Consider the following 21,912-nt stretch of genomic DNA (forward strand, 5'->3'; position numbering starts at 1 on the left):
CAATTACGAATTACTTCCTGTTCCCTCTTTTTCTTGCTTCTCAATAGCTTGTTGTACTTGTTTAACATCTAATTCTAATGCTTCAGCAATTTGCTCTATACTTAAACCCAACTTAAGTAGACGGGGTATCGTATCGAGCTTTGTTTCTTCCTTTACTTCCTGGTAAAATTTGGTTTGTCTCCAATCGGTTAATCCAAACATTGCTTCTAACTCCTGCTGACTTTTGTTTACAAATTTGTAGATAAGCATTCTCTCTACTAATTCTAAAAGATTGCTACGGTTAGCTTCATCCGTTTGTTGTACTTGTTTTATCAAGTTTTTCGCTTGCTGTACGGCTTGATATTCTGCTGCAACTACTAACTTAATTATGCCTAGCCCAATCGAAGATGATGGTACATTATCTAATTCGTCTAAATAAATTATACGAATTTGCTGTGGAGCTAATGATGTTTGATAAATAAATGGTATACCTGGATCGAGACTACGTTGAGCAAAAAGTAATACTGCTTGCCAACGACGTTGAGGTTTATATTGATTGATATAGAGGAATGCTTCTGTGATTATTCGCCAGTAAATATCCTCATCGCGCTGAAACTGTACCTCAACAAAATAGATTGTGTCTTCTGGGTAGTCAGGTTTGGGTAAGAATAAGCCGTCGATACGACGTGCTAGTTCTTTGATTTCTACTGAGGTAAATTGGTAGTGTAATGCTAAAGCTTGCGATTGTTCCAAAAGTTCAAATAAGACACCTGGAAGAGTTTGGAATAAGGTGTAAAAAATCGTGTCTGTTTTCATGCACTCTCGATATTTGAATATTTTCAGATTATCGGAGATAAGAGAAGATGATTTTTTTAAATTTATTAAATTGTGATATCATCACCTTGCTGATTAATAGCTAATCGCAAAATTGATAAGCCTAAAATTATTAAAAATAGCACTAGTCCAATCGTGCAAGCATAGCTAATTTCCAAGTTATTGAAGGCTTGCTCATATAAATAATAAACAATCGTTTTCGAGCTACTGAGTGGACCTCCTTGAGTCATAATGTAGATTTCTTCAAACACTTTGGTCGCAGAAATAGCTGAAATTACCGCTACTAGCGCTAGATATGGCTTCATTAAAGGTATGGTAATATCCCAATGTTTGCTAATACCATCAGAGCCATCAATGGCTGCGGCTTCGTACACATCAGCAGGAATTGATTGCAACCCCGCTAAATAAATCACCATGTAGTAACCTAATCCTTTCCATATGGTGACAGCCATAACACTGGCAAGAGAAATTGGTACAATGCCAAAAATTTTTGCTGGACTAGTTAGCCAAGGAATACCTTCTGGAAAAAGACCTAAAGCTTTAAATAACTGATTCAGTAATCCGTTTTCTGCATACAGCCATTTCCAAGCTATTCCCGCAACCACCATTGAAATTACCACTGGAGTGTAGTACGCTGCTCTAAACCAATTCATTCCCCGCAGTTTCTGATTTACCAAAATTGCCAGTACTAAGGGAGCGATTACTAAAATTGGTACTACACCCACAAGATATAAAAAAGTGTTTTCCAAGGTTTTCCAAAAAACTGCATCCTTCCAAAGCTTGAGAAAGTTGGCGAAACCTATCCATTGTGGCGGCTGGGCAATGTCTTCATAACTGGTAAAGCTGAGGTAAAAGGCTTGCAGTGCAGGCCAAAAGACAGTTAAGCCTAAAAGAACTAAGGCGGGTAATAAAAATAAATAAGGGGTAAGCCGTTGTTTGATGAACATCCAATTTTTAGGTATCAATTGATTCATAAGAAGTTTAATAGTTGTTTTTGCTTTGTCAAAACAAGAATTTGGAGATGTGAGTAGATTTAAGCTTCAATATTTTAAGGGCATATATTTGCTTGCGTAAGCATTGGCGTAGCCTCTGGTAGAGAAGTTCGTCGTAGACATCACTAATTAATAACTCGGAGAAACTGCAATGGAAACTCAGCACAATCCGCCCATTGAACATCAAAATGTCCCCATAAACCACCGTGGGCTGCATGAATTTTTGTATAGTTCTGACAACGAACACGCCGCCATTGAGGTGAGTATAACTCCTGAACTGGCAAACAATGGTACTGAAATCATTGAGTTTGAGGCTTGGAGTGTGGCTGTTCAGAACGCTAAAATTGCCGGAGTTTATGCAGTATTAGATGTAGAACGTCGCACGCAGTATATTGGCTATTCTCGGAATGTGTTGCTTTCCCTAAATAGCCATCTTCGCCAAAATGGCGAGCAAAAGTGTGCTTTTGTACGTGTGCAAGCATTCAAGTTCCCCAAACGTCAAGAAATGGAAGATTTGCGAGATGCCTGGATAGCAGAACTCGAAAGTACGCCACCTGGTAATGCAACTGAAAGCGAAATGTGGGCTAGTACGGTAGGTGAAGCGACTAAGGCGGTAATGTCAGAAGCCCAACTTCAAGCCTACGAGGAGAAAAAGCTAAAACTGCGGAAAGCAATGGCTGATACAACCCTTTCTAAAGAGTTAGAAACAATAGATGTGAGTGAAGCCGAACGTCAGCGTCAACTTGAAGCTGCTGTGAAAAACGATGACTGGAGTGTAATTATCGACGCACAGACACAGGAAACCAAGTATTGATTTTTGTCTGCTTGAGTGCGCTATCTGACTTTTTGAGTAAGTGGCATGAAAGTTCTGTGAAAGATGAGAGTTAAGATTTTAAAACGCAAAGGGGCGCTGAGGGAAGCGCAAAGGTTCGCAAAGGAGTGAATTCTTTGCGTTCTTTTGCGTAAACCTTTGTGTTCCTCTGCGTTAAAAATAAGGATATATATGACGACAAAATTAGATGCTCTGATTAATTCTCTAGAAGGTATAGAAACTATTACCGATTCTACTCAAGTCGCAAAATTATCCCAGGATTATCACACTTTTAGCCCTGTGTTAGTGTCGAAACTAGAGGGAAAATTTGGGGATATCGTAGTGCGTCCCGCGAATGAAGCAGAGGTTTTAAAAGTTGCAGCCGCCTGTGCAAAACATCGTATACCTGTAACTGTGCGAGGTGCGGGAACTGGGAATTATGGGCAATGTGTACCATTGCACGGCGGCGTAATTTTAGATATGACGCGGTTGCAAGAAATTCTTTGGGTAAAACCGGGAGTGGCGCGGGTGGAAGCTGGGGTGAAGTTGGCAGCTTTGGATAAAAAAACACGGGAAATCGGCTGGGAAATCCGTATGGCACCCTCTACGTACCGCACAGCGACAATTGGCGGATTTATTGCTGGGGGAAGTGGCGGTATTGGCTCGATCCAATATGGGTTACTAGCCGATCGCGGTAATATCTTAGCATTGCGAGTGGTAACTGTAGAAGATGAACCCCGTGCGATCGCATTACGCGGCGATGATGTCCAGAAGGTGAATCATGCTTGGGGAATTAATGGGATTATCACTGAAGTCGAAATTCCTTTAGGGCCAGCTTATCCTTGGGCAGAAGTCATTGTCACCTTTGACGACTTTATGACAGCAGCAAAGTTTGGTCAGGCAATTGGTAATGCTGATGGCATGATTAAGAAGTTGATTTCTGTCTTTGCATCCCCAATTTCCCAATATTTTCACGCCCTACAAGAGTATATTCCTGAAGGAACTCACTCAGTATTTTTGATAATTTCCGAACCGAGTTTGGAATTCTTACCAGCTTTGGTGCAGCAATACGGCGGCCAGATTACCTATAAAAAACCAGCCGAGGAAGCAGCCAAAGGTACACATTTAGCGGAATTTAGCTGGAACCACACTACCTTACTTGCCCGGAGTGTAGATACTGGTATTACATACTTACAAAGTCTCTTTCCTAATGATTGCAGTTTGCAACTAGTAGAGCAGATGTATAATTACTTCGGCGATGAGGTAATGATGCATTTAGAATTTTTTCGGGTGAATGGTGTCGTAGTTCCTGGTGCATTGCAACTTGTGCGCTACACCACAGAAGAACGCCTCAATGAAATTATCCGCTATCATGAAGAACAGGGTGTGAGTATTGCCAATCCTCATACGTATATTATTGAAGACGGCGGCAGAAAATTTATCGATCCTGAACAGTTAAAATTTAAAGAAATAGTCGATCCTTATGGGTTGATGAACCCCGGTAAAAGCAAGGTTCTTCAATTCCAAATTCAAAATTAGCAAACTACAGAAACAGGTATCAGAAATTTCTCTGTATATTTGTGTAACCTACCTCCAAAAAGCTAGTTGCTGGGCGTTTATAATTTGTGGTTTGATTTTAACAGCCGTGGGGATAACCCAAAATCCAACATTCCAATAATCGCCCATGATTGAAATTGACGGTTCCTACGGAGAGGGAGGCGGACAAGTTCTTCGCACTTCCTTAAGCCTAGCCGCCATCACCGGTGAACCCATACGAATTACAGGCATTCGCGCTGGACGCAAAAAGCCAGGATTAGCAGCACAACACTTAACAGCAGTTCGGGCGGCGGCGAGAATTTGTAATGCCCAACTACGGGGTGATGCTTTAGGTTCAATGCTGCTGGAATTTATCCCAGGTAGTGCTGTGCAAGCGGGAATTTATACCTTTGATGTTAGTAAAGCACAACAAGGTGGTTCTGCGGGTGCGATCGCTCTAGTTTTACAGACAATTCTCTTACCTTTGGCACTAGCATCTGGCAATTCCCTGGTGACACTAAAGGGTGGAACTCATGTAAACTTTAGCCCCACAGCGACGTACATTGAGCAAGTTTATCTGCCCATACTGCAACGCATGGGTGTAGAAGCCCAAGTCAAGTTAGGCGCTTGGGGGTGGTATCCCCAAGGTGGCGGAGAGGTAGAGTTACAGGTGGATGGCGGTGGTAAACTCGGTGGGATCGACTTGTTGGAACGGGGCGATTTACAACAGGTGCGAGGACTAGCAGTGGTGACGGAATTGCCTTCCCATATTCCGCAACGGATGGCAAATCGTGCGGAGAATTTGTTACGGTCAGCCCATTTAAAGGTTACTGTACAGACCTTAAGAGAAAGAGGTGTAGCACCTGGGGCGGGTATTTTTTTAACTGCTGAGTATCAGAATAGCTTAACAGGATTTGGTGGATTTGGGCGTTTGCGGTTGTCGGCGGAAACAGTTGCAGAGATTGCTTGTCAGCAACTGCTTGAGTTTCATTACACCGGCGCACCAGTGGATGAACATTTAGCAGATCAGTTATTATTGCCGGCAGCTTTAGCTTCACAAGAAAGTCAGTATCGAGTGGCTGAAGTGAGTAGGCATTTGACGACGAATGCAGCGGTAATTGAACAATTTGGGCTGGCAAAAATTACGGTAGATGAAGCTGAGAAAGTAGTGTCTGTGATTCCTGTAATTAGTGGATAAGATTAGAGACTAAACACTTTTTTAAGAGTCTTGATTTTTGTAGTATCAATGCCACATTCAAGTTTAGAGATAGGATTTAAGCTTTTCCATTTGCCTTTACTAGCACTGAATATAATATCAGATGATTTTTCTATATCAATAGCTTCAAAACCGGCTATTTTGAATTTTGATAAATAACTCAAACGAGTAAACACTTCATCTCTTGATGCAGATTTAATACTCACAATTTCTGGTGGTGGTAACGGCGGTAATGATGAGAGAAAGAATACTTTTGCAAGAGCATCCAATTTTTTACCTCTATTAATTCCACATTTTAAGGTAAGAATTGGGTTAAAATTAAACCAGGTTTCGCGATTAGACTCTGCAATTCGATTTGTGGCAACAATAGGATCTACACCTTTTAAAGCACTACTTGGTTCTGATATTAAGTATTTAAGTGCGGCTAGAATATTATCTCGTGATGCTGTATTCAAATTTACTTTAGGTAAAACTTCTCTCGCTAAAATTTTTGCCTGCTCAATAGTTTGAGATTCCGGTGAGATAACTATGCACCAAGCTCGCTCTAACTTAGCTTCTTGAGCAACTGCATATATAAAATGATTACTAACAACTTGATATTTATAGTCACCTATTTCTTTAACAATAACAGGAATCCAATTCCGTCCATCAGCTTCTAAGATAGACTCGGCTGCTGCTTTGATGATAAATTCAGATTCGGAAAACTTCTCTCCAGGTTCAATAGCAGTTAAGTTCAGATGCATTAGTTTGCCAATATTATCAAAATCACTCATGCAATAAAATACTCCTTAGCTAGATCAAGATAATAATTTGTAGCAATACAATGCGTAAAAGCTGCTGGAATTCGAGCAAAGGCTCCACTTGCTATAATTGCATAACTTGGTAGACTGAATATTTTTGTATGATTATTAGGATAAAAATAAGGACGTAAATTGAAATTAGATGCTTCACTTTCTCTGGTAATAATAGCTTCAATTTCCTGATTTGCTATTTTAAGCTGAGGAGGAGTGATATTCTCACCATTAAAAAATATAGGTAATGCGATTGGGCCACCATCTTGTCTAGCTGCCTTAACTTTTGGTACTAACTCTTTAATTACTTTAGCTGCATTATTTAGGGATGCTGAATTATTGTGCTTGGTAGGTATCAAAACGACATCACAGGCGTAGAGGCTACTTTGACTAAAAAACATCCAGTTTGTCGGACAGTCTATGAATATATAATCATATTCATACACCAAAGGTTTTAGAGTATCTTTTAACCTAGCAGCCCCCTTTTCAATTCTTGTTGCTAAGTCTTGCTCTGTAAAATCTACCAGTTTTGGATCTGCGGAAATAACATCAAATTGGAATAATTGACCAGATTTAAATTTGACTTTAAATGCTTGAATTGTATCGTGAACGTTTAACTTTCTATCGGATAGACAATCATATAAACTAATTTTTCTTACTTCTAGACCAAGAGATTTAGTTAAATCTCCTTGCTGTGGATCAAAGTCAATTACTAAAACTTGCTTACCTTGTTGCGCAAGAGTGGCTGCTAAATTAACAGTTGTTGTAGTTTTACCCACACCTCCTTTGTTGTTGTAAACACAAACAGTTAAAGCTTTGGGCGGATTGTCAATTAAATGCTTGACATCGGAAACAATAGTATTAATACTCTCTTTTTTAATTAAACTATTTGGAGTTGCAGGAAATATAACTTTTCCATGTCGCCGGAATAGCTGGATATAAACTGAATCAGTAATAATGCCCCATTGAGATGTGTTGCACTTAGAATCAAGTAGATATTTTTTTATTTGCTCTCTAGTGTTTATGTATTGAGGAGTGCCTTCTGATAAATTAAATCTAGCTCCTGTTCCTGTTGCTCGTGCTTTGACTTCAATAAGTAAATAGGGATTGCTCTTAGAGAATAAAAAAATATCACCATCAGTATTTTTGCGAACAGCAAAATCTACTGTCCCATGTGCTGTGGGAAATTGTGGAAAACGTTCTTTATCATTAAATCCAAGTGCGTTTATTAAAGGTCTTACAAATATCTCACTGATGAGCGTTTCACTACTCTCATCAGGCAAAATATTGTCTAAAATCTGGTTCCAGTGTGTAAGTAGCATCACTTAATAAGTAAACGGGCACAATGACAAAACCGTTTGTTTGATTAATTGAATCAAATTTGCTACTTAATCGACCTCAGTATTTTTAACTAATCGAATTGATTACTAGATTAAAGCTTTTCCCTAAAAGCAGGACTCTTGCATCTAGTAAATTATACTCTTGGATAAACCTTTGAGCTTTGTCGATAAACCTTTGAGCTTTGTCGATGAACCTTTGAGCTTTGTCGATGAACCTTCGAGCTTTGTCGATGAACCTTTGAGCTTTGTCGATGAACCTCTGAGCTTTGTCGATGAACCTTTGAGCTTTATCGATGAACCTTTGAGCTTTGTCAATGAACCTTCGAGCTTTATCGATGAACCTTCAGCTTTGTCGATGAACCTTCGAGCTTTATCGATGAACCTTCGAGCTTTATCGATGAACCTTCGAGCTTTGTCGATCGTATGTGGCATCATCTTCACGACTAACAATCTGCCAAGTATCCTATTCCCAACACTGGAAATAAGGCAAAGGAGTTTTTATAAGTGGAGATAGAAAATTTTTCAGAAGTATAGCAGCGTAAATAATTAAAGGTTTGTAATGATGATTTTAGTCTTCTCTGCGAGACGCTACGCGAACAAATCATGGCTGAAACACTTACCATGAAATAATCTTCAGATTTTTTATATTACTTAATATAGTTTGATTTATTCTCGCTGACTTACTTGGTTTATCTAGGAGCATTTGCAATTAAACCCGTAAAGCTGCATTTATTGCAACAATAAGCAACTGACAAATTTACTAAGCGACTGCAAGTAAGGTTGAGACTAAGTTCAGACGTTCCTAATATTTTCTACTTACTTAATATAAGTAAACAGCATTGAAGTAGCTGTTAGAAAACATGGTAATAAATTTATTAGTGAAACTTATGGAATTGGAACGAAACCATGATTGATGAACAAGAAATAGAAAAATTGTGGCAAGCTTTCAAAGTATTAGACGTAGACGGCAACGGAGCAATCTCAACCGAGGAACTAGGGGAGGTAATGCGATCGCTAGGGCAAAATCCCACGGAAGCGGGGCTGCGTGACTTGATTAAGGAGATTGACGTTGACTTGTCAGGCACTATCGATTTTGAAGAATTTAAAACGCTGATGATTGCGAAAGTAGGCGATCGCCAAAGTCGCCTGAAGTTAGCCTTCAGCGCCTTTGATGAAGACGGTAGCGGTGAAATTACTGCCGTTGAACTGCGGACAGTGATGACTCAGTTTGGGCTGACAGACGCTGAATTGAAAGAGATGTTGCAGGAAGTAGATCATGATGGCGATGGCTCAATTGACTTTGAGGAATTCTGTCAGCTAGTACCGGAGGAGTCAGAAAGGAAAACTGGCTATCAAGACTCACCGATTTCCCTGAACAGTTCGCTCAAGACAGTTGCTACTTCCAATGAGGCCGCAGCAGCCAGCACCCAGGCGACGCAAGAAACAACGACTCCAGAGTTGGCACAGTTAAGAGAACAGTTAGCGCAACAACCAAACTCACCGAATCAGAAAAAAAGCGGTACGTCTCCCTTACAAATGCAGATTGGTTTGTTTCGTTTGATTCAAGGAGCAGCCTATCGCAGTTTCCGTGAGAGTTTCTCTGCAAATCACGAAACTCATTTGCGGGTGAAAAACTTGCCATACAGAATTACTGATTTTGTGGAGTTTGTCAAACAAGCGATCGCACTGTACAAAGCATTAGGTATAGTATCCGAGGATTGCTACCCCGTCCTAGATGCAGTGGTTGAATCAATTGCCGATGAATATGCCCGATTACAGGAGCGGATCAAAAACTGGCAAACAGTGGCAAAGACACCAGAAATGTTGGCAGAACAGCAAGCGATTTTAGAAGCACGGAGTAAATTTGCCAATGTCAAAGAAAAGTTTGCTGCCGGAGTCGAGTTTGCAATTACGATCAAAAAGAAAAGTCTTAGCCTGGGTGACATCGTAGAAGGTGTGCTGGCCATTAACGAACTCAATCGTCTGCGGGGAATCGAACTGAATGAAGAAATGGCTCCACCACCAGCTAAATCTGCGGGAAATCCAAAGGACTATTTGCACAAGTGGAACCGCGTCATTCTCGGACAGGCAACTGAGGAAATAGATGGTGCAATCATGCCAGTAGCATACTGGTATGAAGACTTCATGCCGAAGTTGTTGGCGGCATTTAGTGTTTCTACCACAGCAGATATCCAAAACAACACCGTACCCAACGAGGCGGCTTTGGATGAATGGTATCAGTGTACAAAAAACTCAGGAGAATTTAACCGCTACGGGGCGGATGTTGCCGAAAATTTTCCCCGCTGCACTCCCAAACAGAAATTGATACTTAAACAAGCATGGCGGTTAACGCATCACTACCTGAATGGAGTGCAGAAACGCCGCGAACGCCTAGAATTTGGACGAGAATCAGGAGCGCTATCGCAGTATGTAGCATTCATTGATGTCTATCTAGATCGAACTGAAGTGAAGGATTCCCAAATGCGGGTCAGTTTCCCCTACTACATTGGCCCGGCAGTGTGGCGCTTCTTCCATACCACGGCTGAGATTGTGTGTACCAAGACACTCGAACAGCAAAAAGCCGCATTGCGCGATCGGAAGAATGGTATCACAAGGATGAGAAAGCGTTCTACACCACCCGTTTTTGGCCCAGCCTTGACTCTGAATTAGCAAGAGCCAATGCACTCAAATACACCAGCATAGAAACTGCTCGCATCTACAACATCTATGGAATTCTGAAGCCATTGGCACGGCTGACAGGGGTAAAAACAGAATTGCCAAAGCTGCTAGAGAAAAGCGATGCCAACAATCTCAAGGAAGCGTGTATAGTTGCACAGAACCACATCAAAGATTTAGAGGAAGCTGTCATTATCGGGCAGTTTCTCCAAGAGACATACTACTTTGAACCTAGCCTTGTGGATAAACCTCCACTCTTCACCCCTGAAGAAGAAGAGTTTGCCCGGACTGGTATGTTTACAGAAACGATTTAAATACTTAGGAATGCTTTAATTCCCCTCCTTCAAAGTTTCGTCGGCAGGGGAATTTTAGCGCGACCCATTAAAACCCGTCTGCTTGACCTAGGGCGTTCCAAATGCTTGTAGCTAGCGCGCCGTTGCAACATTATGGATTGTCTAATGAGAATCGCCCTTGGTAGCTTGAAATATCGATGATATAAAGGAGACAATAAAAATAGCCAAAGTAAAAACTTGCCCCGAAAAGGCAATTTCAATGCTTTGAAAAGTCACAGCATTGGGATCTCACGCTGTATGTACCTTTAAATATCCTCTAAAATGACTGTTTAGAAGCGTCAAGGTCTAGTTTATAGAGGATTTTTTCTAAAAGATAACCACCGATGTAGCCTGTAACCGACACATGACCAATCGAGAGGAATTAATGAAGAACGAGTCAACGTTAGCAAGCAACGCCGACGTAAATTTCCTTATCGGTGGAGGTGAAATGGGTGCTAGGATGCGAGAAAAGGATTGGTCAAAAACGTCCCTTGGCCCAACACAGCATTGGCCACAGAGTTTGAAGACTGCCGTGCGAATTATGCTAACTTCCCGTCAACCTATGTTTGTTTGGTGGGGCGAGGAACTGATTAATCTTTACAATGACGCTTACAAAACAATTATTGGCGGCAAACATCCAGAAGCACTTGGGCAGCCAGCTTCATACGTGTGGCGGGAAATTTGGGATCAGGTTGGGCCTCGCGCCGAATCAGCGATGCTGAAAAATGAGGGTACTTACGACGAAGCTCTGCTGCTAATTATGGAGCGTAACGGCTATCCAGAAGAAACCTATTATACTTTTTCATATAGCCCGGTTCCTAATGACCAAGGCGACACAGGTGGGATCATCTGCGCTAATACAGAGGACACGCAGCGGATTATTAGTGAGCGTCAGTTGGCACTTTTGCGCGAACTAGCGGCGAGGACGGCAGACGCGCGGACATTCGATGAAGCCTGTACGTTGAGTGTGAGTTGTCTGGAGAGCAACCCTTACGATCTCCCTTTTGCAATGATTTATTTGGTCGATCCCGATAAGCAGCAAGTTTTTCTGGCTGGAACGTGCCGTATTGGCCAAAACCACGTAGCAGTTCCCGAAACAGTGGCTCTCGATGCTGATGGGGTTTGGCCCTTTGCAGAAGTGATCGGAACACATCAAGCCAAACTGATTTCCGGTTTGGAAATGTCTTTTAGTAGTCTACCTTGTGGTGTTTGGCAGCGATCGCCCCATCAAGCGATCGCAGTACCCATTGCCCCATCTGGTCAAACCGGAAAAGCTGGTATATTAATTGCTGGTTTGAACCCTTTCAGGCTATTCGACGACAATTATAAAGGATTCATTGATTTAGTTGCGGCTCAAATTGCAGCCAGTATCGCTAATGCCCAAGCTTACGAGGAAGAACGCAAACGTGCTGAAGCCTTGGCAGAAATCGATCGCGCGAAAACCGTCTTTTTCAGCAACGTCAGCCACGAGTTCCGTACCCCACTTACTCTAATGTTAGGGCCATTAGAGGACACCTTAACCACTTGTGCTACTCTGCTTCCAGCCAAAGAACGAGAGCAGCTAGAAATGGTGCAACGCAACGGACTTCGGCTGCTGAAACTGGTCAACAGCTTGTTAGACTTTTCACGCATTGAAGCCGGAAGGGTTCAAGCTTCTTATGAAGCCACTAACCTTGCCACCTTCACCGCAGAACTAGCTAGTGTATTTCGTTCCGCTGTAGAACGAGCAGGGATGCAGTTATCAGTTAATTGTCCTTCCTTGCCAGCACCAGTGTATGTAGATCGGGAGATGTGGGAAAAAATTGTTCTTAACCTGCTCTCGAATGCCTTCAAGTTCACGATGGTTGGAGAAATTGCGGTCAGTTTGCAGTGGTCAAATGACCATATTGAGTTTGCAGTCAAAGACACAGGAATCGGTATCCCAGCAGAAGAAATCCCTCACCTTTTTGAACGATTCCACCGCGTCAAAGGGGCGCAAGGACGAACTTTTGAAGGATCAGGGATTGGATTGTCACTGGTGCAAGAATTGGTGCAAATGCATGGTGGAACAGTTGATGTTACCAGTCTTCTCGGAGCAGGCAGTTGCTTTACTGTGTCAATTCCAACAGGATATGCTCATTTGCCTCCAGACCGGATTAGTGCCCCGCGAACTTTAGCTTCAACCGCATTAGGTGCAAGACCTTATCTAGAAGAAGCCCTGCGGTGGCTACCTGGGGAAGAGAATAGGGAACAGGGAACAGGGAATAGGGAAGAATCTTACCTATCACCTCTCACCTATCACCTGTCACCCTCTCCTGCCCGAATTCTCCTAGTGGACGACAACGCAGATATGCGCGATTATGTCAATCGGCTATTAAGTCAGCAATATGAAGTGGAAGCAGTGCCAGACGGTTTAACTGCTTTGGAGTCTGCTCGTGGACGTGTCCCAGATTTGGTACTGACAGATGTGATGATGCCTGGATTAGATGGCTTTGGACTGCTGCAAGCATTACGAGCCGATCCGCAAACGCAAAAAGTTCCAATCATCCTGTTGTCGGCACGGGCGGGGGAAGAGGCACGGGTGGAAGGGTTAGAAGCAGGAGCCGATGATTATCTGATTAAACCTTTCTCTGCCCGGGAATTGTTGGCACGGGTAGAGGCAGCCTTAAAAATGGCTCGTCTCCGCCAAGAGGCAATGGAACGCGAGCAAGGGTTGCGAATTGAAGCTGAGGTCGCCAAAGCACACCTAGAGACTGTCATAGCTGGTATCCAAGACCAGTTCTTTGTGTTGGATCGAGAGTGGCGTTATACCTTTGTCAATCAACAGGTAGCAGAAATTGTTGGCATCCCCAAGGAAGAGTTGCTAGGTAGGATCATTTGGGAAGTTTTTCCCGATATGGTTCAAAGCGAGTTTGATACCGAGGTGCATCGGGCGAAGGCACAAAACACCGTTGTTCAGTTTGAATACTTTTATGTGCCTTGGCAGCGCTGGTTTGAGAACCGCGTCTACCCCTTTGCTGAAGGGGTAAGCATTTTTGTTACAGAAATTAGCGATCGCAAACAGGCAGAAAAAGCACTTCGTGAAAGCGAAGAAAAGTTCCGCAACATGGCTGATAATGCCCCCTTCATGGTTTGGGTGACAGATACCAATAGCTACTGTACTTACCTCAGTCAAAGCTGGTACGATTTTACAGGCCAGAACGAGGAAATGGGTCTGGGATTTGGCTGGTTAAATGCTGTGCATCCAGAGGATTACAATGACGCTAGTAATGCTTTCCTGGAAGCTACCAGTAGCTGCTTGGCTTTCCGTATGGAGTACCGCTTGCGGCGCCAAGATGGCAAATATCGCTCTTGCATTGATGCTGCTAATCCGTGGTTTGGGGTAGACGGTCAGTTTAAAGGTTACATCGGCTCAGTCATTGACATTACCGAACGCAAAGTCGCAGAAGCCGAACGCGATCGCCTCCTAGAACTTGAGCAAGCTGCCAGAACTGAAGCCGAAAGAGCCAACCGGATTAAAGATGAGTTTCTGGCAGTACTTTCCCATGAATTGCGATCGCCTCTCAATCCGATTCTTGGTTGGGCGAGACTTTTGCAGACTCGTGAATTTGACGCAGTAGCTCTGAAGAAAGCGATCGCAACTATCGAGCGGAATGCTCAATTACAAGCTCAATTAATTGAAGATTTGCTCGATGTCTCTCGGATCTTACAAGGCAAGCTCAACCTGAAGATGTTACCTGTCAATCTAGTACTTGTGATTGAGGGGGGATTGGAAACAGTCCGTTTGGCAGCAGAAGCTAAAAATATTCAAATTCAGACGATGCTGGATGCTTCTTTCGGGCAAGTTTTGGGTGATTCTAGTCGTTTACAACAAGTTATTTGGAATCTCTTATCGAATGCCGTTAAATTCACTCCTGAAGGAGGAAAAATTGATATTCAACTAGAGTGCGTTGACGCTCAAGCTGAGATTACCGTCAGCGACACAGGTAAGGGAATCAGCCCTGAGTTTCTACCTTATGTGTTTGAATATTTTCGTCAGGCTGATGGCACGACAACCCGAAAATTTGGTGGATTGGGGTTAGGGTTAGCAATTGTGCGTCATTTGATCGAATTACATGGCGGCACGATTCAGGCAGAAAGTTTAGGTGAAGGGCAAGGAGCTATTTTTCGAGTTAGGCTACCACTAATTAAAAAAGATTTAACCCCAAAACAAGACATAAATATTGCTGCATTAAATCCTTCTCCTCCGACTGAAATTCTTGCAGGCATCCAAATCTTAGTTGTAGATGATGACGATGATACCCGTGACTTCCACACATTTGTACTAGAACAGGCTGGAGCAATGGTGACAGCAGTGACATCAGCAAAAGAAGCATTACAAGTTTTGGCAGAGTCAGAACCAGATATGCTGCTCAGTGATATTGGGATGCCAGAGATAGATGGCTATATGCTGATGCGCCAAATTAAAGCATTGCAGGCAAACCAAGCCAAACAAATTCCGGCGATCGCTTTAACTGCTTATGCCGGAGAAATCAATCAGCAACAAGCACTGGAATCAGGGTTTCAAAAGCATCTGTCCAAACCTGTCGAACCAGATGAGTTAGTCAAGGCAATTGCAACTCTAATTGGTAGAAGTGGGAATATTTGAGTATTCAGTTGCGGTGCATAAACTACGTCAATATCTCTACAGGAGGAATTGATAAATTTACTCGTGGAAGAAATACCAAGATTAGATATTTTCCCCAGAAAAATTCGCCCTCATCCCCCAATACTGTTCGGTTAAGGCAAGAAACGCGATGAATCGCCGTCTTTGTGATGATATCGCATCTTTGTGAGCTAGAAATTTCATCAAAAAACCTTAACCAAACCTATTGTCCCAACCCCTTCTCCCAAAAATTTATTAACTTTTATCAAATATTTTGCTGTTTATTTAGGTAGATTCATTCTTCAAAAAGATATATTTACTCTAAATTAATCTAGCTAAAATCTGTTCATAATCTGGCTAATTTTGCCTTTTTTTGCCAATTATATTGTTAATACAACTCCTCCTTATTGTTGCTTAATTGCACAAAACACATTGGCAATTACTTGGGCTTTTAGTATAAATTTCGGTATGTGTTGCTGAGTTACTTACTCATCTAAATTATTCAGCTTACTTAACTCATCAAATCTTCATGTATTTGAAGTGTGGTTTATCTTTTACAGTAAAAATAGTGGGAATAATAAAATAAATTGGATTAAGCAAATTATTTAGCTATGAGCCAAATATGTCCTATCTCCAAAACCTGTGCTTGTCGCAATGTTGCACGCTGTCGGAGTAAGGAAGCAGGTAGGCTCTTTCTCTGGTTCCCCGTTCCACATACCCTGATAAAAGTCACCTCCTACCTACAGCAGTTTGACCTTAAGTATGAACTGATGCACGAGCGACCAGGTTTGAGTTTGGAGTGTAGACCCGGACAGTCTCTAGAAATCGCCCGTAATCTGGCCAAATTACTTGCACCAAGAGAATTAAAAGAGACGCAAGTCCTTTTCATTCAAGGCACTATCCAACCTCAACTCCATGATTTTAGTGACATAGCCTCATTACAACGCTTCATTAAGTTGAACCAATCCGACTGGTTGATTGAAATGCTAACAACAGAACGATTTACCAGTTACTTTCAACCAATTGTCTCAATTAACGATACATCGCAAATTTTTGGATATGAATCGCTCTTGCGAGGGGTGGATGAAGAAGGTAATTTAGTTCTACCGACACCAATTCTGGAGTTAGCAACCGAAGCCGGACTTATACCACAACTCGACCAAGTTGCTCGTCTGAGCGCAATCACTCAATTCAGCCGCTATCAAGTGAATGGGCACATCTTTATCAATTTTGCACCAACGTCACTTTATGACCCAGTTTTTTGCCTACGCAGTACGGTAGAGGCAATTGATACTGCCGGAATTTCCCACGAGCGGGTTGTTTTTGAAGTCGTGGAGTCAGACAATCCTCAAGATTTAGCCCACCTCAAGGCAGTGCTTCAATACTACCGGAATGCTGGATTTTTAGTCGCTCTTGACGATCTTGGTTCTGGCTATTCCAGCCTAAACTTGCTGCATCAGTTACGTCCAGACTTTATCAAGCTGGATATGGAGTTAATTCGAAATGTACATCAAGACCTTTACAAAGCTTCGATTACCGAGAAACTGCTAGAGATTACTCAAAAGTTAAACATTCAGACCGTTGCTGAAGGAATTGAGTGCATTGAGGAACTCAACTGGCTACGAGAACGAGGCGCAAATCTTGCCCAAGGCTATTTGATTGGTAAACCCAGTGCAGTGCCTGTCACTACAACCCCTTACTTTGATCCGATCGCGTTAACTGTAGCATCGGCACATTCTGGGCAGGTTGAACATGTTCAACACCAAAGCGAGTCTGAGCGAATTGTCGCAGATGTCACGCAGCGCATTCGCCAATCCTTGGAGTTAGACGAGATTTTGCAAACCACAGCAACGGAAGTGCAACAACTGTTTGAGGTAGACCGAGTACTGATTTACCAGTTTGAGCCAGACTGGAGTGGGTTAGTCGCTGTAGAATCCTTAGCAGAAGGGTGTATATCCATTCTGGGATTTCACGTCATGGATACCTGCTTTCAATCCACGCGTGCAGCTTACTATCAACAAGGTAACACCAGAGCGATTGAAGACATTGAAACTGCGGGCCTATCACCTTGTCATATTGACCTCCTGAGAAGTCTGCAAATCCGGGCAAATCTTGTCGTACCAATTTTGCAGCAAGATCGTTTGTGGGGACTATTGATTGCTCACCAATGCCGTCAGCCCAGACAATGGCAGCAATCGGAGATTAACTTGTTTAACCAGTTAGCAGGTCAAGCTGCGATCGCTATTCAGCAATCAGAACTTTACCACCAATTACAACAAGCAAACCAGGAATTACAGCGCCTTGCCTGTTCCGATGGTCTAACCCAAGTGGCAAATCGACGCTGCTTTGATGACACATTAAACACGCAGTGGCAATGGTTGGCACGAGAGCAAAGTTCGCTATCTTTGATTTTATGTGATGTCGATTACTTTAAGTTTTACAACGATACACATGGACATCTGGCAGGAGATGATGCACTTAGACAGGTTGCGAAGGCAATCTCTCAGGCAGTTAAACACCCCGCTGATTTAGTTGCTCGTTATGGCGGAGAAGAGTTTGCAGTTATTTTACCGAATACTGATATTGAAGGGGCGATCGCAGTTGCAAGAGATATTCAGATCAATGTTAGTGCATTACAAATGCCTCATCCCCATTCTCAGGTCAGTGAATTCATTACCCTAAGTCTTGGTGTGGCAACTATCACTCCTCATAGCCAATTATCTCCTGCAATCTTAATTGCTGCTGCTGACCAAGGACTCTACCAAGCAAAAGCACAAGGAAGAAATTGTGTGGTGCAGATGGATTGTGAGAATGCTGATGCTAAATAAGCTAATGCGCTTGTAAGTTGCATAGTTCAAATCGCTATAAAGATTTAAAGGCGCGAATATAACGCTTCTCGAATGGAAGCAATACATTTTGACCTCACTTCCATTCCTCTTTCCTAAAAGGAGAGAGGCTTTGATGCTCCTCCCCAACGCTAGCTCTTAAGGGATTGGGGGTTAGGTCTGTATTTCACGCAATTGAGAACCGCTATATACGTGGGCGAAAAAACCCATTAACCCACTATCTACGCGCAATTATTGCAGTGCAAACCAGAGAAACGCTCTCATGTCAACTTCACTTTTGTCCTGCTTACTAGCTTTCGTTGGAAGGATCATCATTCCCCCTGACAGTACCAGTAAATCTTTTTCAATGCTAGCCGTTGCTGAAATGACTTTTCAGGAATCCCAATGGGACAAGAACCTTTTCTCGATTGGATAGATTCAGGGGTAATCATCTATCAGCATCGCTTAAGTAAAGCGGCATCAATAATTAAAGGTTTATAGTGAGTTCAAATGAGGGATTCAGCCCTCACTAAAAACTAATCTAAATATTTTTTACATTACTTAACTTACTTCGATTTATTCTCACTTACTTAAAGTAGGTGAGAATAAATCGAAAAGTGAACATGTGAATAGAATGTTAACGACTTGACAAGTTGTGGTTATATGAAATAATCATCTATGTATAGAAATACCTTGATACTCTCAATATATTTTCATATACAACTGTTAAATTAATTCAAGTTTATGTTCATGTATGAATGTATTAATTATTTTGGCTGAAGTCAGCTTAATAATCTTTGTTTTTTTATTACTGAACTGGGTTTTAAGCAAATTATTCCAGCTATTTACTAAAACCTTTATACCTAAAAGCGATAATAGAAGTATCAAAACCCTCCGCCGAAATATCACTGGGTTATTGTTACTTGCTTGTGTAGTGTCGTGCATTTTGATTGTGGGTGCTAATGGTTATCTAGTTTATCGCGGTGAAAACCTTCAAGAATACACACTCTTGTTGATTGAGGGCATCCCATCAGGATTTTGGGTGACACTAGGAATTGGCATAGCTAAGAGTATTGGCACTTTGATTTTAGCGGCGATCGCCCTGAAATTTCTAAAATATTGGCTGAAGGCAGCCAGCACTCGCGCCAAGAACTTAGAAAAGAATACTGCTGACGATGAAAGTATTGATGCTTTCTTTAACGCTTTTTATAACAGAATTAGTGGTGGAATCTGGCTGTGGGCTATCATCTTGTGTGCCCAGTTTCTCAAATTACCAGCAACAGTTTCGGAATATTTGTACATCGCGCTGCGAATTTATCTAATCATTGCCGTCGGGTTACTTATACTCAAAGCAGTCGCTGCGATCGTTGATAGCCTAGATGCTCTCAGCATCAGATACTCCAATCCTGATAACCTGCTGAGATTCTACGATCGCCTCCGACACCTGATACCGTTTTTAAAGCGCTGCTTGGAATTTGTGATTTATGTCTGCATGGCAACATTAGTGATTCAGCAAGTGCAGTTAATTGCCAATGTCGCAACTTTTGGCCCGCGAATTATCAAGATAATCGGTATCGTCTTCATTAGTCGCGTATTGTTTGAAGTCGTTTACTTACTTATTGAAGAGGTGCTGTTCAAAGACCAGACTCTAACTGATATTCAAAGAAGTAGACGCCTGACGCTTGTTCCTTTGTTTCGTAGTTTCTTACAATACTTAATTTACTTTGGGGCTACAGTTTTCATTCTCTATGCCCTGAGTATCGATCCAACTCCCATACTTGCGGGTGCTGGTATTGTCGGCATTGCTGTCGGGTTAGGGGCACAAACACTAATTAACGATATTGTCTGTGGCTTCTTTATTCTGTTTGAAAACTACTACTTAGTCGGTGACTATATTGAAGCTGGAAAAGCCGAAGAGAAAGTTGTCGAAGGTATTGTCGAGGCGATTGAACTGCGAACCACTCGTGTCAGACATCCTAATGGTCAATTGCAGATTATTCAAAATGGGAATATTGGCTCAATTACTAATTACTCCAAACAGTATATCTTTGCAGTAGTAGAAGTTGGTGTGCCTTATGATTCTAACTTAGCGCATGTGTACAAAGTCATTGAGGAGGTAGGACAGCAGTTAAAAGCAGACGATCCAGATGTACTCGAAGGCACACAGGTGGATGGAGTCGAAAGTCTGGGAGAGTCTAACTTGTTGCTACGGACATTGACGAAAGTAAAGCCAGGAAAACATCTTCAGATTCAGCGCGTTCTTCGGAAGATTTTTACGAATGCACTGCTGCGGGAAGGAATTGTAATTCCCGTGCGCGCTGAAAGTGGCGAAGGTTAATTTGGCATTTTCTTTTAACAAGAAATAACTCAGGAGTCATTTAATTTAGGATTTTTCCTTCAATCAAAAATCCCAAATTGGCAGAGCAACTTATTTGAAATTGCAATATGAATTATACCCTCATCGCCCAAGCCGTAGAATCTGCATCAAAAGCTTCTGTTGTAGTACCAGCACCTCCAACTTTTCCAACGGGTGGACAAATTACCTCTTTCTTTTATACATTCGGCGCATCTATAGTTGTTGTATTTGTACTCTATATATTACTTTTCTATCTACTGCGATCGTTTTTTCGCCGCACAGAAAAAGATATAGCCCTGTTTATCCTTGGGATCTTACAAATCCCTGCGATCGCGCCTAGAAGAACAAGAGTAGCCGCGATTTCTAATCGCCTGGTATATTTGCAAAAGTGAGATGCTCCCGTTACCAGTTCTGAGTAAAGATGTCAGATTCCCTACTCCTTTACTCAGCACTACTATTTAGTCTCTAGTCGCCATCAGCCTAACCAATTAATTTCTGCCAGCTAGCAGGCCCGATAATGCCATCGGCATCTAAACCATTTTGCTTTTGAAAGTTCTTAACTCCAACTTCTGTTTGCGAACCGTAGACGCCATCATTCTCAACACCTAAACGGTATTGTAAGTATCTGACAACTGCACCACCGGCATGGTTTGGTCTGATAATTCGTTTTGCCAAAATTAGATTTATGGCATTCCATGTAGTTGCGTCAGCAATTCCAGTCGGCTGAACTGCGATAATAGTCTGAAATTTTTCTACGGCAGATTTGGTGTTAGCCCCCGTGAAGCCATCTTCCACTAACGCCTTACCATTTTTATCGGTTATTTTTAGTCTATTTAAGGATTTTTGCAGTCTGAGAATAGTCGCATCTATGTTCTCCTCTTCATCTGGTACAGGGTTAACAGGGGCACTTGGCAGTTTACCAGTTAAGCCTTTAACAATTGCATTAGCCATTGCTTCAGGATTAAAAAGATTCATATCTTTTTGCGAATCGAGGAAGCAACATTCTATCAAGATAGCAGGCATATCTGTATTTTTCAGAACATACAAGTGGGAACCACTCTTAACGCCACGATTAAAAAATCCTAACTTGATGATTTCATCTAATACAGGTTTAGCAATTTTTCTGCCTGTATCGCTAGTCGCATATACTTCTGTGCCGTTAGCTTGGTTGTTAAAAGCATTAAAATGAATCGAGACGTAAATATCTACTTTACTGGAATTAGCTGTAGAACATCTTTTTAAGAGTGAGTCACGGACTGTATTAGCACTACTTGGTCTACATACTACGACTTCATTTCCTAAAGCTCTTAACTTGGCTATAACTCTATTACCTACATCTAAAGTTAAATTATCCTCGAATTTAATACCTCTAGCTCCTGTATCTGGTGGACAATTGTGCCCGCTATCAATTCCGAATTTCATTATTTCATCCTCAACTTACTTGTTTTTACACTAGTTCAAAACTCTTATAATTATATAGACAAAGTTTGGTTAATAGCTTTTTGAAAATACTTATTAGCAATGAATGCATTATTTTCAGCATTACTACGCTATTAGACGAAATAAGTTTTTCTGCAAACCTGAACAGCAAATTTTATTT

The 21,912-nt window shown here is 41.9% G+C and carries 15 protein-coding genes; 10 read left to right on the top strand and 5 right to left on the bottom strand.

Annotated elements, in window-relative coordinates; all coding sequences use genetic code 11:
* Positions 1-3 precede the first annotated feature (3 nt).
* Together HWQ43_RS21095 and HWQ43_RS21100 are read right to left on the bottom strand one after the other, a co-directional pair.
* On the bottom strand, positions 4-795 hold the full coding sequence (locus HWQ43_RS21095; RefSeq protein WP_292737705.1) for an Rpn family recombination-promoting nuclease/putative transposase: 792 nt from the start codon (positions 793-795) through the stop codon (positions 4-6).
* Positions 796-860: 65 nt separating this feature from the next.
* Positions 861-1,787, bottom strand: a complete 927-nt coding sequence (locus tag HWQ43_RS21100) for a carbohydrate ABC transporter permease (protein ID WP_292737707.1) — start codon at positions 1,785-1,787, stop codon at positions 861-863.
* A 169-nt stretch (positions 1,788-1,956) separates the two neighbouring features.
* Here HWQ43_RS21100 and HWQ43_RS21105 point away from each other — a divergent pair, with 169 nt between their 5' ends.
* The 3 genes from HWQ43_RS21105 to rtcA all read left to right on the top strand — a co-directional run bounded on the left by HWQ43_RS21105 (position 1,957) and on the right by rtcA (position 5,350).
* Positions 1,957-2,619, top strand: a complete 663-nt coding sequence (locus tag HWQ43_RS21105) for a GIY-YIG nuclease family protein (protein ID WP_292737709.1) — start codon at positions 1,957-1,959, stop codon at positions 2,617-2,619.
* Between the two features lie 189 nt (positions 2,620-2,808).
* Entirely contained in the window at positions 2,809-4,155 is a 1,347-nt protein-coding gene (locus tag HWQ43_RS21110; RefSeq protein WP_292737711.1) for an FAD-binding oxidoreductase, read from the top strand.
* Between the two features lie 145 nt (positions 4,156-4,300).
* A complete protein-coding gene (rtcA, locus tag HWQ43_RS21115) occupies positions 4,301-5,350 on the top strand; it encodes an RNA 3'-terminal phosphate cyclase (RefSeq protein ID WP_292737713.1) in 1,050 nt (349 codons plus the stop codon).
* Positions 5,351-5,352: 2 nt separating this feature from the next.
* Here rtcA and HWQ43_RS21120 read toward each other — a convergent pair whose 3' ends face one another.
* The gene (locus tag HWQ43_RS21120; protein WP_292737715.1) at positions 5,353-6,141 is read right to left on the bottom strand and encodes a Rho termination factor; all 789 of its coding nucleotides are present in this window, start codon (positions 6,139-6,141) and stop codon (positions 5,353-5,355) included.
* Positions 6,138-7,481: an AAA family ATPase gene (locus HWQ43_RS21125; protein ID WP_292737717.1), complete on the bottom strand. Its 1,344-nt coding sequence runs from the start codon at positions 7,479-7,481 to the stop codon at positions 6,138-6,140. Before HWQ43_RS21125 ends, HWQ43_RS21120 begins: the two co-directional genes overlap by 4 nt.
* Positions 7,482-7,641: 160 nt before the next feature.
* On the opposite strand from HWQ43_RS21125, the gene HWQ43_RS21130 reads away from it, so the two are divergent.
* From HWQ43_RS21130 to HWQ43_RS21160, 7 genes are all read left to right on the top strand, one after another.
* Complete coding sequence (locus tag HWQ43_RS21130) at positions 7,642-8,013, top strand: hypothetical protein (RefSeq protein WP_292737719.1); 372 nt, start codon at positions 7,642-7,644, stop codon at positions 8,011-8,013.
* A gap of 392 nt (positions 8,014-8,405) precedes the next feature.
* On the top strand, positions 8,406-10,169 hold the full coding sequence (locus tag HWQ43_RS21135; RefSeq protein WP_292737721.1) for an EF-hand domain-containing protein: 1,764 nt from the start codon (positions 8,406-8,408) through the stop codon (positions 10,167-10,169).
* Positions 10,052-10,489 carry a hypothetical protein gene (locus HWQ43_RS21140; protein WP_292737723.1) on the top strand — a complete coding sequence of 146 codons (438 nt, stop codon included), beginning with the start codon at positions 10,052-10,054 and terminating at the stop codon, positions 10,487-10,489. Before HWQ43_RS21135 ends, HWQ43_RS21140 begins: the two co-directional genes overlap by 118 nt.
* A 403-nt stretch (positions 10,490-10,892) precedes the next feature.
* A complete protein-coding gene (locus HWQ43_RS21145) occupies positions 10,893-15,134 on the top strand; it encodes an ATP-binding protein (protein WP_292737725.1) in 4,242 nt (1,413 codons plus the stop codon).
* Between the two features lie 608 nt (positions 15,135-15,742).
* Complete coding sequence (locus HWQ43_RS21150) at positions 15,743-17,959, top strand: EAL domain-containing protein (protein WP_292737727.1); 2,217 nt, start codon at positions 15,743-15,745, stop codon at positions 17,957-17,959.
* A gap of 751 nt (positions 17,960-18,710) precedes the next feature.
* The gene (locus HWQ43_RS21155; protein WP_292737729.1) at positions 18,711-20,294 is read left to right on the top strand and encodes a mechanosensitive ion channel family protein; all 1,584 of its coding nucleotides are present in this window, start codon (positions 18,711-18,713) and stop codon (positions 20,292-20,294) included.
* 107 nt (positions 20,295-20,401) lie between these two features.
* Positions 20,402-20,704 (top strand): hypothetical protein, encoded by a 303-nt coding sequence (locus HWQ43_RS21160; protein ID WP_292737731.1) that lies wholly within the window; start codon positions 20,402-20,404, stop codon positions 20,702-20,704.
* Positions 20,705-20,792: 88 nt separating this feature from the next.
* Here the strand turns inward: HWQ43_RS21160 and HWQ43_RS21165 are convergent, their stop codons facing one another.
* Entirely contained in the window at positions 20,793-21,734 is a 942-nt protein-coding gene (locus HWQ43_RS21165; protein WP_292737733.1) for an N-acetylmuramoyl-L-alanine amidase, read from the bottom strand.
* Between the last annotated feature and the right edge of the window lie 178 nt (positions 21,735-21,912).

This window comes from Nostoc sp. JL31, assembly GCF_017114965.1.
GTDB classification, from domain to species: Bacteria; Cyanobacteriota; Cyanobacteriia; order Cyanobacteriales; family Nostocaceae; genus Nostoc; species Nostoc punctiforme_A.